This window comes from Sandaracinaceae bacterium (genome assembly GCA_016706685.1).
Taxonomy (GTDB): Bacteria; Myxococcota_A; Polyangia; order Polyangiales; family Houyiibacteriaceae; genus JADJJE01.
Genome location: JADJJE010000009.1, coordinates 1 through 14,062, shown reverse-complemented (window position 1 = coordinate 14,062; position 14,062 = coordinate 1). Strand labels below are relative to the sequence as shown.

Below are 14,062 nucleotides of genomic sequence, written 5' to 3'. Positions count from 1 at the left end.
AGAGGCGCCCCTCCACTTCGCGTGGTCGGGCGCCTCTCGGCGTTGCAGCAAATGGCGTGACGGATCGCCGGGCCTGCCCCCGAACCCATGGAGAGCCCCCCAACGACCACCCACCGAGGACCCATGTACACCGCCGCCAATCCCGTCCCCAGCTACCGAGTCTCCGAGCAGAGCGCGTCCTTCTTCGCCGCCGCCAGCGTGGTCCGCAAGACCGGCAGCTACCCCTTCGAGCGCGCCGTCGCGGTGCTCGCCCAGATGGGCCTGCTCGCGGGCTCGCTCACGGTGGGCATCCTGCTCACCGCCGTGCTCTCCATGTACGTGCACAAGGCGGCCGGCGCGATCGTCTTCCTGGTGCTCTGCCTGGGCCTAGCGTTCGGGCTCATGCCGTACATCGACCGTCGCCTGTGGGCCATGCGCGCGGCGTTCACGTACCTCGCCACCAAGCAACTGGTGGCCGGCCAGGCCGCGCCCGCGAACAACGCCGCGGACGGCGCCAAGCGCTTCCTCGAGGAGCAGTTCGGCAACCTCGGGCCGGTGGCCGACGCGCACAACGAGGTGCAGCGCCTGGTGGGCAAGTTCTTCCGCACCTTCGACAAGCTGGACGAGCTCCTGCCCATCGACCTCGAGCCGCTGCGCAAGGCGCTCGGCTGGCTGACCGACCGGGTGGCCCCGCGCATCGCGGACCTCGCGCTCTCGTTCGCCATCGCCCGCGGCGACGGCAACCTGGACCAGGCCTCGAAGGACGCCATCACCTACGTGGCGCAGAACCCGGGGCCGCTGCTGGGCACCGCCATCCGGGCGTACTTCACGGAGAAGTTCCTGGGCGGCACGCTCGCCTTCGTGCTCATGACGCTGGGCTTCGCGGTGGTGGGCGCCATCGTCAACGCTGGCCGGTGACGCGGCCGTGTCCTCGGGCATCCCCGACGAAGGGGCCGCCGTGATGGGCGCCTTCGCCGCCGCCTTCCTGGGCCTCTTGGTGGGTGTCCCGCTCGGCATGCTGGGCTCGTGGTTCCTGCGCACCGCGGTGCTCGAGCCCATCAGCCTGACCATGCTGCTCATCCGCTTCCACACCTGCATCCAGGGCCAGCCCATCAACCCGAGCGTCCGCGCGCGCGTCGAGAGCGCCAAGAGCGATCTCGGCGAGGCCGGCGGGATGCTCAGCTTCCTCCAGTAACCCCTTCCATCTCGCCACTCGCGCAGCGGGACCTCGTCTTGACCTCGAACATCGTGCGTAGGCCGATCTCGTCCGAGCCCACAGGCCACCTACCTCCCGAGCGTGGGCCCCGAGGTGTGGCTCCGACGGGCGCCACCTGAGCGTGCTGCTGGAGTCGGGCGTGCTGGACCCCCACGATCCTCGCGGCTACCGGTACAAGGCCCTCGGCAAGCAGGGGCTGGTGGTGGGGTACGGCCTGCCCGCGCGTCACCGTCACGTCCTAGCAGGTGGGCGCTGCTCGACGCGCAGCCGAGCGAGCTGCACCACGGGCGCTGGCTGCCCCCGAGACGGCGCGCTGCACGGTGCCCAGCGGGCGCATCGCGAGCCGCGAGCGCCTCGTGGACACGCCCGCGTTCGCGATCGAGCCGAGCGGGCGGGTGTACGTGCCACCCGGTCGCTACCGGCTGTCGCTCTACCGCAGCGACGACGCGGCCCGCGAGCGCGAGAGCGTCGCGTGGAGCGGCCCGCAGCAGGTGGTGGTCCTCACACCCGGCGGCACACGCGCCGACGCCGGAGCGCCGCTCGGGATCGAGCGCCACCTCCCGATGGGGTCTGATACCGTCCGCCGCATGTCCACCGTCAGCGCCACCAGCCACTCGCTCCGCCTCCTGGTGTGCCTGAACTGCGGGGCGCCGTTCGAGACAGCGCCCAGCGGTGGACACCACACCTGCACCTACTGCCGCGCCACGCACGAGCTGAAGCCCCGTGACGAGCGCCCCGAGACCTGCGCCCGGGAAGCGGGCGCTCGCGCCGAAGCCGTTGGCCACCGAAGCCGAGGCGCTTCGCGCTGCTCCGCGAGCAGATGAGCGACATGCACCCCTACAACTTCCCGCCCACGCACCTGCTAGGCCTGGCGAAGCAGGCCACGAACGTGGCGCGCCTCGGCGAGGTGGACAGCCTCTTCCGCGCGGCCGAGGCCAAGGTGCTGGGTGGCGGTGGCTTCGACGCCGAGATCGAGCTGTTCTGGACCGCCGGCATCTTGCGCACGATGTACATGACCAAGAAGGAGTTCCGGCACGCGCGCGCCGTGGACGAGACCGCGCTCGAGACGCTGACCGACCCGGTGCTGCGCACGGTGCAGCGCACGGCCCTCGCCAACCGGGCCTGCGACGCGGGCAACCTGGCCGACGCCGAGGCCTGGCTCGCGCCCGTCCCGCGCGAGTCGGAGGTGCTCGTGGTGCATACCTCCGTGCGGCTCACCGAGGCACGCATCGCGCTGATGCGAGGCGACTACGCGCGGTGCTCGAGCGGCCTGGGGCGCGAGGCGGAGCAGGTGCCCATCCGCACGGACCGCGACGCCACGGCCTGCCAACGTGTGGCCGGATGGCGCTGTGTGCGAACCTTCAAGCGCCGCGCGCGCAGCTGCGCAAGCTGGGCCAGCTGGAGTGCCGCCGCGTGCGTCGTGCGCTCTGTTCCCGCTGGACGCGTTCACGGAGTCTTGTCGCGCCACCCAGGCGGCAGGTCGAGCTCTTAGGCGCTCCGCCGCAAGATCCCGCACCTCCGGTCCCCCTGCCAACGTCGCGGCCGGTGCGACCTCGAAAGGTCCCTGCACGAGCAATAATTGGCGCTGTGCGCATGAAGACCTACCCGGCCTTCAATCCCCCCGTTCGGCGGCGCCTGGGCAGGCCTGCGGCCCCGGACCAAGCTGGGAAAGATGTCGTCGACTCGGTTCTTCGGCGCACGGGCTGCCGCCAGTGGCCCCCGGGCGCCAGGCATCGAGGTCTTCATGACGCGCGCTGCCTGCTCCCTGTAAGGTCGGCGGCGAGCGCTCCGTTCGCACCCGAAAACCCGGCGCCTGCCAGGCCGAGGCCGGAGGGTCCTCCGGCAGCCCGAACGGCTGCCGCGTCCAGACCGGCGACGCGGGCTTTCTGTGCAACGCAGCGACGTGCCCGACCGGCTGTTGCCAGAACAACGTGTGCCAGGCAGGAAACACCACTGCCGCCTGCGGCACCGGTGGCGGAACGTGCAACACCTGCTTCAGTGTCCAAGTCTGCCAGGCCAGCTCCTGTCAGGTCGTCGTGCCGTCATGCTCCCCCAGCGCGTCCGACCAGCTCAGCCCAGCACCGCTGCCGCCTGCGGCCGCGCCCGGGTTTGCCAGGGTCCAACCAGCCAGGTGTTCGTGGAGCGCCGGGACCGACAGCTCTGTTCGGCAGAGGGGAGTTTCTTCACGCGGTCGAAGCCGGCTGTGCCGAGGGCGCCTCCTGGGAGCACCACTCACTCCAGTCGGGCGCGACTTGTCCGTGAATGCGAAGAAGACGACGCGGGCAGCTTTCGTTTGCTCCTTGGAGCCGAGGGGCGGCAGGGCGCGGGGGGTGCGACCCCGGCGCCAGCCGTCCATGGGTGGGTGCGTAGGTACCAACACGCTGCTAGCCGCTGGCAGGACCACAGGCGGCATCTCGAAGGGCGCCTCGCGCATGACGACCCGGCCCCGGCTCCAGCCCGGTCTTCTCGCGGGCCCCAGCCAGGCGTGCCGTCGCGCCCAGCGGCGAAGCGGAGTGGAGGGCGAGGGCCAGTCGGGGGCGAGCTCCCAGGACGAGCTGGGCTGCGCCTCGGCGCCAGCGGGGGTCGGGGCAGTGCTCGCCGAAGTGGATCGGGCGGATGACCCAGCCTCCAGGGGCCCCCTCCGTCGCCCCAGCCCAAAGGGATCGGGGCCCGGGCGGCGAGGCGCAGCGGGCGTGCACGGCCCGCGGCGCTGGAGGTCCAGCTGCCCGTCCACCAGCTGAGGCGACCATGTTCTCTGGCGCCCGGAGCACATCCTCGTAGGTGGCGCGTTTTCTGGCGGGAGCAGCCATGGTTGGAACGTACCACACACGCCTTAAGGCGGGTCGGCCCCCGCTCCCCGGTGCGCGCCGTGTAGGCTCTGCGTGATGGAGGTCCCACCCAACACCTGGTCGTCCTCGGCTGGATCCGGCGGACCACGTCCTCACGCTCCTCGAGTGCGGAGGCCGCCACGGACATGACGGCCGGTTCCTCGGGCGAGGTCGCCACCGCGAGCCGACCAGCGCGTCGTGCTGCGCTTCTCGGCCGCAGCGTGGAAGCGTCGACTGTCCCCAGCGCATCGAGCGAGGCCCCACCGTGGGTGACGTCACGCGGTGACGGTGGTCGACCGGCGCTGTCCCGCCGGATGCGCTGTTCTTGCTCACGGTACAGCGCTGTTTCAACGAACACCACCAGGACGCCTTCCCACCGCGCGCAGCCCCGTGGGCGTACGTGGACGCCCGCACGCAGCGTCGCTTCGAGCTGCCCCACCCAACCACTCATCGAGACCTCTGCGGGCGCTGCTCGGGAGCGTGCCCGTGCCCAGACGCGCGGTCCCGCCTCGCTGATCGAGGCGTGCGAGCTCGCGTGCCCGTCTGGACCGCCTGGGCCAAGGGTGCCGACCTCACCTACTTCGATGGCGTCATGGCCATGTCGTCGGTGCCCAGGAAGCTCGCCGAGTCCACCATCGCCGCGGTGCACACCTGGCTCGAGGACGGTGACCCCAAGCCCTCACAGCGTGTTGTCGGGCGGAAAGTACCGCAGCCTCCACTGGCCCATGCTCGAGGACAAGTGGTCCGTCCCGGCCCAACGTCTATTACGGCCTCTTCGCGCCCTGCAGCCTGGTGGATCAGCGCTCGAGGACGGGGAGCCTCCACCGCCGCGCTCGCGTGCAGTCCGAAGCAAGCCACGGCGGCGCGGGCCACCAACGCGCAGGCACCAATTCTTGGGCGAGCCGTTTCGGAAGGCGCTTTTTCCTGGCCTGGTGGCGGGCCTGCCTGCAGGGTGCCGGTAGCGTGGCCGCAGGCGCTGCTGACGCCCGCCAAAGCGCAGCCCGGGGTCGGCGCCGCCGTCCACACCGGCCATCGTCCACAGCCCCATCTTGGCCACCGTCGGTGGGGCCGGGGTCCACGGCTCGCAGTAGTCGTAGCCGGGCGTCTCCGGTGGGGCGCAGCACGGCATAGCCGGGAGGGCGCTCGTCGGCGCAGTCGTCGTAGCCGCTGCCGGTGTGCACCTGCGTGCCGGGCGCGGGGCGGAGCCATGAGGTTGCCCGTGGTGGCGCCACCGCCACACGCGGTGATGGTGATGCTGGCGACGCCCAGGCTGGCGGTGAGGAGCGGGCGCGCGCGACGGTGGAGTCCCAAGCGGTAAGCTTAGCGGTCGGCTGTCCGTCTGCCAGTGGCAGAGCCCTTCGCGCCACGGGGGTGATGCTTCGCGGCTCCGTTCATCCGCGGCCTCGGCGAACCACACCTCTCCGGGCCGGCCATCCTTCTGTCTGATTGGGCGCGCTGCACCGAGTCGCTATGGCGGGTGGAAACTGAGTACCCCATGTCGAACAATCATGTTAGCTGTAGGCACCGCGACGTTTCCCATGTCGCAGACCAAACCCGAGGAGGAGGAATAAGATGACGTTTCGACTTGGTAGCGCTGCGACGCTCTTGGCTCTGGGCGCGTTCGTGGGGGGATGCGGCGACGATCCCAGCCCAGCCGACGCCGGCCCCGATGGCTCCACCCCGGACGCCACCATGCAGGACTTCGGCGTGGGGACCATTGCACCACCGTTAAGTCGACACGGCCTTGCGGCACGGATGTGGGTGCCTGCACTCCGGTACGCAGACGTGCGGAAGCGACATGACGTTCGGTGAGTGCGATGGGGCCGTGGGGCCGCGCACGGAGACCTGCAACGGCATGGACGACGACTGCGATGGCACCGACGACAACGTGGCGGGGGCGGGGGGCCTGTGGAACCGACGAGGCGAGTGCTCCATGGGCGCCATGGCGTGCGTAGGCACCGAGTTGGTGTGCACGGGTGGCGTCACGGAGACCACGGAGACCTGCAACAACCTGGATGACGACTGCGATGGCACCATCGACAACGGTGTCCGCACCAGCTTCTGGCTGGACGCCGACAACGACACCTTCGGCGACCCTAACGTGATGATGGCCGCAGGCGGGACCGAGGTGTGCGACGGCAACAACAACGACTGCGACGCCTCGGTGGACGAAGGCGTCGCGACGACCTACTACCAGGACGCCGACTCGGACTCCCGCGGCAACCCCAACATGTCGATGACCGCGTGCTCCGCGCCGCTGGGCTACGTGACCAACACGAACGACTGCAACGACTGTGCAACCTCTGCTGGACGGGCAACCCCCGAGGTCTGGCGACGGTCTCGACAACAACTGCGTCGGTGGCGTGGATGAGGGCGTTCTGACCACGTTCTATCGTGACGCGGACATGGACTCGCGCGGCAACCCCGCCATGTCGATGATGGCGCGCACGGCACCCTCGGGATACGTGAACAACAGCGACGACTGCAACGACGCGTGCAACACCTGCTGGACGGGTAACGCCGAGTCGTGTGACGCGTTGGACAACAACTGCAGCGGCGTCCCCGACGAGGGCTTCGCGTGCATTCGGGGCAGCGCTCAGCCCTGCACCACCACCTGCGGCACCACAGGGACCGGCTCCTGCACGGCAGCATGCCTTCTCCCGGTCCTGCTGTTTGCACGCCTCCCCCGCCGAGACCTGCAACAGCATCGACGAGGACTGCGACACGGTGGTCGATGAAGAGCATGATCGCGCGGACCACGCCGGCCCGACGTTGGTGCTGGGCAATGACGCCAAGCTCGCGAACATCGCGGCAGGGTATGTAGCTGTTCCGGACGCGTGGCGGCCACCACCGAGGCTTACCGCGTGGACACCGCAGGTGAGGTTCACGGGACGCCCGATGCCTTTGTCACGCTCGAAGCATCGAACGTCGTCTCCCGTCGACATCGACCGTCTCTCGGACACACAGTGGGAGTCGCGAGCACCATCAACGGCACTGGTGTTCAGCACCGGCTGCTGGGGCTGGATGGGAGCGGCAACCCGACCGTCACCCATTCACGTCTGGTCGCGGACACGAGCGCCAATGGCGTCTCGCGGGTCGCCAACAACAGCACGGCAGCTGGGATGGTGATCTACGCGTCCGGCGCCGTGGTGCGAACCGCCGTCATGGTGGCCCTCGGAAACAACACGGCCACGAGCGGAACGACGCTGCCCGGGACCCAGCATCGGCCAGAACCGGCATGGACGTTGCCCTGCGGGCGGCACCAACTTCGTGATCACGTGGGTGCAGGGGACCACCCCGCAAGTCCCATGTCGCACTCCTGAGCGGAACCACCGTCACGAGCAACGCCGCAGTGGGCGCGGGCAGCAACCCGAGCTTGGTACGAGACGCCAGCGGAACTTCCGGCTTGGGTACACGGGAAGCGACAATCTCCCACGGTTCCACCACCTCACCCCCACCCTCACATGTTTGAGGGGGCGGCGCTCGAACCACGTGCGCAAACCCTCGGGCGCTCACCGTCAACGCCCCAGCGGGTGGCTTCGTGAGCCACCGCACCCTGGACATCGCAGCGGATGGCAACACGTTCTGGGTCAGCGCGCGGGTGTCCAGTGGTGAGCAGCTGTTCCGCGTGAGTCGACTGACCACCCACGACAGCGTTTTCCGCGCCATCAACGCTACCGTATGGATGAGCGTGGGCGCACAGGGTGGCCGTCCGCTCGTGCCGCGAGGCAGCACCGGGTACTCACACGACACCTACGGCTGTCCATAAACTGCCGCGCAAGTCACCGTCGAACATGTGTAGCAAGGCCGGCCCGGTAACCTGACGGGGCCGGCCTCACGCATTCCGTCCATCAAGCCGGCGGTAAGGAGCGGGCGAGCGCGACGGTGTGATGCCATCCAGGGAGCTTCGCGTTGGGTTGCTCGTCTGCCAGCGGTGAGCGCGAGGCTCAACCCCAGTCTCGAGGCGGCGCTGCAGGAGCGCCCCGCTCGGCGTGGCTCGGCGCGTTCTCGGCCGCGCGCTCGAGGTAGCTGCGCGCCTGCTGGATGTGTCCAGCGCGCCGGAAGAGGTCCCCCACCACCGCGTCCCACAGGTAGTAGCCGGCGAGTCCCGGGGGGAGCCGCACGTCGCGCAGCGCATCGAGACCAGCCTGTGGGCCGTGCGCCTCGGCCAGCGCCACGGCGCGGTTGAGCGCGTTGAGCGGCGAAGGCGCGACGCGGTCGAGCAGTCCGTACAGCTCGGCGATCTCGTCGAAGCGTGTCGCCGCGAACGACGGCGCGAGCACGTGCTCTGCGGCGATGGCGGCCCGACGTGGTAGCGGCTCGTGGTGGCCGCGTCGGTGCAGGTGGCGAGGAGGCGCAGCCCTTGATGCACGTGCCTCTGGTCCCGGCACCCACGGTCCTGCTCGGCCATGGTGAGGATCTCACCGGTGGCGTCCACGCGCGTGGCGAAGCGCGCCGTGTGGAGGTGGAACAGCGCCACCAGGGCCCGCGAAGACGGCACGTCAGCAGGCCTCGTGCGCCAGCAGCAGGTACCCGAGACGTAGGGCCTCCGCACAGCTCCCGCGCAGCAGCGCGTCGCCGCGGCGGGACGCGCTGTAGCCCTCGTTGAAGAGCAGGTACAAGACGGCCTGGACTGTCCCGAGGGCGCGGCGACGTCGGGCGGGGTGTCGAGGTCGATCCCGCGGGCGGCGAGCGCGTCGCGGGCACGTGACAGCCGCTTGTAGACGTTGGCCTCGCTCGTGAAGAGCCGCACCAGCGATCTCGTCCACGCGGAACCCGCAGAGCACCTTCAGCGCCAGCACCAGCTGCGACTCCCCCGGCAGCGAGGGGTCGCAGCATACGAAGAGCACGCGGAGCTGGTCGTCGGGCAGCTCCGTGGGCAGCGCGGTCTCCGTGGCTCCACGTCGGGGCCGGCCTGGCCGCCCCGACGGACCAGCGCACGCGCGAGGCGCCGTTGCGCACCCGATCGGCGAGCGTGTTGGAAGGCGCCGCGGTACAGCCACGCCGGGGCCCATCGGGGATACCCTTCATCGACCACGCCCGTGGAGCGCCACCATCAGCGCCTCTGACCGCGTCTTCGGCGTCTTCGAGGTGCAGCAGGCGAAACTTGCGCGCGAGCGCCGCCACGCAAGCCGGCCCGACTCGTGACGGAAGTAGTGGCGAACCCAGCCCCTCGGCCCAGCGCTCACGCGGGTGCCGAGAAGCCGCCAGCTCGCGGATCCGGATATTGTAGCCTGGCATGTGCACCATGGGACACGCCCGCGCGACCTCGATGGCCTGCTCGTAGCTAGCGGCGGCGATGATGGAGAAGCCTACCACGACCTCCTTCGATTCGATGAAGCCCCATCGATGACGACGCCCCCGGCGAGCTGCTTGCCACCCGGCTGAGGCCGTCGCCCACGTCCACCACCTGCTCCTTGAACTTCTCCTTCCAGCCGGACCACGCCGCGAGCATGGCCTGCATCTGGTCGGGCGAGGGCGGCTCCCCTGGGCCAGCGGTGAAGGGGTGCGGTAAGATGAGGAGGTACTTCTGCGTGGTCATGGCTCGGTCCTTCGGTTCTAGTGTGTGGAGGGCGTAATTGGCGGCTCCTCCCTTCGTCGAACGACGCGCCGCGAGTTGGACACCCGTGATTTTTCGCCGAGCGGCGCCAGAGCACGCGTCGGTCGACGCAGCATACACACTGGACCACCGAGCACGGTCGAAGCCCCCGCCCGGCGCGCTATGCTCGGGCCGCCATGGCTCGCCTGCCACCACCACCTGCCCTCGAAGTGCGGCGCCCACGTCCCGGTCGAGCCCGGAGCGGACCGCGCCACCTGTGGCTACTGCCAGACCGTCTCGATCTTGAAGACGGCGCCGCCCGCCACGCTGCGGCCACCACGGGAGCGCGGGCTGGCTGCTGCCCCCTCATCGGAGTGGGCGTGCTCGCGGCCGCCGGCGGTGTCGCCGCGGTCACCACGATGCTCAGGGTGGAGTCTGCACCCGCCCCGGTGGTGAGCGTGGCCCCGGCCGTCGCGCCCCCCACGTGGCCGAGGCGCCCGAGCCCGCCGAGGTGGGAGCCACCGACGCCGCCCCCCGCGCCGCCGCTGCGCATGCGCAGTGAAGCGCCTTCTTCGCGGTGGACCTCGACGGCGACGGCGCGAGCGAGCTGGTCGCCGGTGTCGCAAGAGCAGGCCCCGCTTTGGCCGTGTTCGACGCGCGCACTGGCGCCGAGCGCGTGCGCAACGCCGGACTGCCGGCCGCCGAGTTGCTGAGCGGTCGCCGGCACCAGCGTGAAAGCGGCTGGTGGTCACCACGCGGCTCGGGCAGCTGCACGCCTATGACCTCGTGAGCGGCGCCGAGCAGTGGACCAGCGCGCTGGCCGACACCGTGCTCGCGGTGTGCACCACCCGCGAAGGCGAGCTGCACGTGGCCACCGCCGACCAGCGCCAGCTCCTGCTGGACCTCACCACGGGTCGGCAGTCCGGAGCCCCGGCCGCGGCGTGCACCCCGTGCTGGCGCGCTCGATGAGCGGCGAGGACCCGACCGCGACGACTACGGCGCCCCGCTCGGCGTGGAGGCCTACCGCTGCGGCTGGGCGCGTGATGGGCAGCGCCAACTACACCGTGCCGGACGGGTGTCGCAGCAAGATCCCGAGCAACCTCGACGGCATGGTGGCCCACCGCATCTGGAAGCACGGCGCGCTGGCTGGGTCCGGCGTGCGTGCCCGGGCGCTACGTGCCCAAGCCGTTTCCACCTCGAGCGCGGTCGCGGGTCTGGTCGCTCGACGCCGGTCGCCAACCCGCTCGACGCCGAGCAGGGCAGCTCGGGGTCGGCCGCGCTCGCGGGCACCACGCTGGCGGTGCCTACGCCATTGAGTCGACCATTGGGAGTGGATCGCCGCGTTCGACGTCACTGACGGCCGGCGCGTCTTCAAGCAGGAGGTCGGCCGACCGGCACAGCGGGTTCGTCGTCACCGAGGACGCGTTCTGTGGTGCAGCCATACCCAGCTGCGGGTGCTCGGCGCGGCGGACGGCGCGCTGCGCTCGACCATCGGCGAGTAGCGGCCGAGCTCAGGCCCAGCCCGACGCCTCGGGACCCACCCGCATCGGAGCACACCGGCGCAGCGCGTCCACTTCCACGAACGTGCGCTCGCCGGGTCGCGCGTCGTCGAGCACGAGCGCCGCCGGCACCGCCGAACACGCAGCCTGCGCCCGAGCTGAAGCCCTCCACCCGAGGGCCGCTGCGTGGACGGGATCTGTCAGGCCGAGCACCGCGTGGCCGTGCGCCACCGTGGACACCGGCCCATCGTAGGTGTCGATCCAGAAGGGGCTCGGCGAGGCGCGGCGCTCCTGCTGCTCGAGCTGAGAGCACGCGCCGTCGTCCAGGTAGCGCAGGCGCACTATCGGCGCGCCGCGGTTGGTCGGCGAGCGCCTGCCGGGCAAGAGCCCCGATCGTGCGCGGCCAGAAGCCCCCCCGTGAGCGGCAGCACGTGCGGCAGCGTCTCGAGCCAGCGCCAGTCCTCGTCGGACAGCGCCTCGTGCTGCCGCATGCGCCGGGCTTCAACGGACGCATGGGGTGGCGATAGCCCGGTCCGCCTCGCGCTTCAGCCGAAAAGTGCGAACGAAAGCGCAGGTGCGTCCCCTCGTGGTTGCCCTGCTCCGACTCCGCCCCCCAGCTCGCGCGAACCGCACAGCCGACAGGATATCAGCCCTGCGGTCCAGCAGGTCACCCAGCAGGACCAGACGGTCGGACGCGCTCCATCGAACGAACAGCGCACCAGCAGGGCACGCAGTCGTCCAGCAGCCGTGGACGTCGCCGATCATGAGGGTACGCATCGCGCTATCCCTGTGGACGGACACGAATTGGCAGCACCCCGAAGAGCACGAACCAGCCCATTCCTCGCTTGCGGCTTCGGGCCGCTCTTCACACCGGCATCACCGATGTTCCTGGCTTCGAGCGGGAAGCGCCTCGGCCCGGATAGACCACGATCCTCCGTCTGGGCGCAAAGACCGCGCACGCTCGGCGGAACCCCTTGGTCGGGCTGGGGGCGAGGCCGCGCTTCACCTCGAAGGTTGTCCCACGTCGCGCCGCCGGCCAAGGTGCTCCAGGAGCCGGTCGATCTCGGCCCCCGCCGCCGTGCAGTGGTGAAGTGCGGGCGAGTCCCGTCGGGGCCGCGGTGGCGATCCCAGTCTCGATCATTGAAGCCCTCCCGTGCTGGCGCTGGCCACTGGGTGCCCGAGCACCTCCTCCGCCGCGGAGAGCCCGAGAAGCGCATGCAGCCAGCCCGCTGTCCCCGACGTAGATCTTGGGCGATTTCACCAGGCGCTTGCCTTATCGTTCGCGTGCCACGGTTTCGAGGCGGCGCACCGGGGCAGCAGGTCCACCAAGAGGACCGGGCATGACGCCACGGTCTTTACATCCACGCCCAGCGACCGGAGCGAACGCCGACGCACGCAGCAGGGCTCCTTGGTGGTGCCAAAGTATCGTCCAGAAGCGGCGCAGGGTCTCCGCGGCGATGCGCGGTCCCAGCATTGGGCACGTCGCGCCTGAGGTAAGTGCGGATGAAGTCAAAGCCACACCGGGCGCTGCGTGCGTCGCTGCTGCGGTCAGAAAGCCTCGGAAAGCCCCGCGCGCACCCACAGCCGCTCGATTGGTCACGGGGCACGCACCTTCCAGCCCATCTGAGGGGGCCCAGCTCAAGGTAGTTGATACGCCCCGCGAGTGTTTTCCCCGACTGCCGCAGGAGGTCCATGGACGCAGACCTCGGAGCAATGAAAGCGTCCGGTGGGGTACCCCGGCGGCGGCCCTGATCGATCAGCCCGCGCAGCTCCTGGAACAGCCCTGGTTGGGGATGCACCTCGTCCAGGATCACCAGCTGGTCCACTGCGCGAGGGGGGGGTCGCGCGGTCCGCCATCTCTGGCGCGGTCGGCCGCGGGACTCGAGATCCCAGATATCCTGAAGGTCGCTGCTCCGCGATAGCCAGCGCGAGCGTGGTCTTCCCCACCTGGCGCGGGCCGAGCAGGGCGACAGCGGGGGTGGAACCCAGGAGTTCCGCCAGGATAGCGCTCGCACGGCGGGCAATCATCCTTGTACTCGAGTGTGACTCCAGAATTGCAAGGAACAGTCAGGCCGCAAAGTCTCCTGATGACGGATGCCACGCTTGTGGGCCGGGCGCGTGTCGCGCCAGGCTCCTGGCTTCCCAGTCACAGGCCTTCGCCTGTGCCGGGCCTCGCCCGCCGGTCCCAACGCGGCGCCGCATGAAGACACCTCCCTCTGCCGAGAGCCCCACTCGGCAATTCTGGACCGACGCGCTCATCGACGTCCTCCAGCACCCTGCGGATGCGTCCCGTCACACCCACGCGCCGGGTTGCTCGAGTCGTTCGGGTGCCCCTCGAGGCAAAGCTGCGTTCGAAGCGATAAGCAGCGCGACCGACGACGTGAGCTGTGGTTTTGCAGATGGATCGTGCGCGCGATGGTCCGCACCCTTTGATCCCGGTAACGGATCAAGGGTCTTACCGCCAGGTGTTGGAGGAGTTCGCCGCGGACCTGGCAGTCCTGCGGGCCAGAACCCGACGCGATTCCCGAGGGCTTGGTTTCTTCTGGCACCGTCCGTTACAGCATCGCCGAGGTGGTTTCCGCCCTGGCGACGTCCACGAGCCAGCGAGACGCGGTGCGCTTGCGCTTTCCCGGCCTCGCTCAACGAACGCTGGATCGCGCGGGGAGCAACTGCTCTGGGACCGAAACCGCTTGCATCGCTTGGATGCGGGCCGCACGTGACAAGGTCCATCACCGAAGGATCGCAAGGGGCGCGGGTCCCGGTCGAGGCGGCCCGCTCCCAGGCGTCGCGGCTGGACGCAAGGGAGCCCCAGCGCCACCTCCCGGTTTCTGTACGCCGCCCGGGGCGAGCCTGTGCTATGTCTTTGCAACCCCATCCACCCGGATCAGATCCACCGGCCGATGCTCGTGGGGTGCTAAAAAAAAACCACTGCCCGAGTTCCAGTACGGTGGGCTCTTCGGCCTGATTTCGCCTCGGATCGACGATGGACTCGACCCCGCAT

11 protein-coding genes are annotated in these 14,062 nt (G+C 70.0%); 8 read left to right on the top strand and 3 right to left on the bottom strand.

All coding sequences use genetic code 11. From position 1 onward, the window contains the following. Positions 1-123 precede the first annotated feature (123 nt). From IPI43_13230 to IPI43_13200, 7 genes are all read left to right on the top strand, one after another. On the top strand, positions 124-897 hold the full coding sequence (locus IPI43_13230; protein ID MBK7775073.1) for a hypothetical protein: 774 nt from the start codon (positions 124-126) through the stop codon (positions 895-897). Positions 898-904: 7 nt separating this feature from the next. After that, positions 905-1,174: a hypothetical protein gene (locus IPI43_13225; protein MBK7775072.1), complete on the top strand. Its 270-nt coding sequence runs from the start codon at positions 905-907 to the stop codon at positions 1,172-1,174. 266 nt (positions 1,175-1,440) lie between these two features. Next, positions 1,441-2,019, top strand: a complete 579-nt coding sequence (locus IPI43_13220; protein ID MBK7775071.1) for a hypothetical protein — start codon at positions 1,441-1,443, stop codon at positions 2,017-2,019. Continuing rightward, positions 2,016-2,687, top strand: a complete 672-nt coding sequence (locus IPI43_13215) for a hypothetical protein (GenBank protein ID MBK7775070.1) — start codon at positions 2,016-2,018, stop codon at positions 2,685-2,687. Before IPI43_13220 ends, IPI43_13215 begins: the two co-directional genes overlap by 4 nt. A 3,134-nt stretch (positions 2,688-5,821) precedes the next feature. Beyond that, on the top strand, positions 5,822-6,394 hold the full coding sequence (locus IPI43_13210; protein MBK7775069.1) for a hypothetical protein: 573 nt from the start codon (positions 5,822-5,824) through the stop codon (positions 6,392-6,394). After that, the gene (locus IPI43_13205) at positions 6,318-6,761 is read left to right on the top strand and encodes a putative metal-binding motif-containing protein (protein MBK7775068.1); all 444 of its coding nucleotides are present in this window, start codon (positions 6,318-6,320) and stop codon (positions 6,759-6,761) included. Before IPI43_13210 ends, IPI43_13205 begins: the two co-directional genes overlap by 77 nt. Before the next feature lie 803 nt (positions 6,762-7,564). Next, the gene (locus tag IPI43_13200) at positions 7,565-7,792 is read left to right on the top strand and encodes a hypothetical protein (GenBank protein MBK7775067.1); all 228 of its coding nucleotides are present in this window, start codon (positions 7,565-7,567) and stop codon (positions 7,790-7,792) included. On the opposite strand, the gene IPI43_13195 is transcribed toward IPI43_13200, so the two are convergent. Then, the gene (locus tag IPI43_13195; GenBank protein ID MBK7775066.1) at positions 7,777-9,519 is read right to left on the bottom strand and encodes a hypothetical protein; all 1,743 of its coding nucleotides are present in this window, start codon (positions 9,517-9,519) and stop codon (positions 7,777-7,779) included. The genes IPI43_13200 and IPI43_13195 overlap by 16 nt on opposite strands. A gap of 787 nt (positions 9,520-10,306) precedes the next feature. On the opposite strand from IPI43_13195, the gene IPI43_13190 reads away from it, so the two are divergent. Next, positions 10,307-10,531 (top strand): hypothetical protein, encoded by a 225-nt coding sequence (locus IPI43_13190; GenBank protein MBK7775065.1) that lies wholly within the window; start codon positions 10,307-10,309, stop codon positions 10,529-10,531. Positions 10,532-11,073: 542 nt separating this feature from the next. On the opposite strand, the gene IPI43_13185 is transcribed toward IPI43_13190, so the two are convergent. Together IPI43_13185 and IPI43_13180 are read right to left on the bottom strand one after the other, a co-directional pair. Then, entirely contained in the window at positions 11,074-11,445 is a 372-nt protein-coding gene (locus tag IPI43_13185) for a hypothetical protein (protein MBK7775064.1), read from the bottom strand. Between the two features lie 971 nt (positions 11,446-12,416). Beyond that, entirely contained in the window at positions 12,417-12,887 is a 471-nt protein-coding gene (locus IPI43_13180) for an AAA family ATPase (GenBank protein MBK7775063.1), read from the bottom strand. Between the last annotated feature and the right edge of the window lie 1,175 nt (positions 12,888-14,062).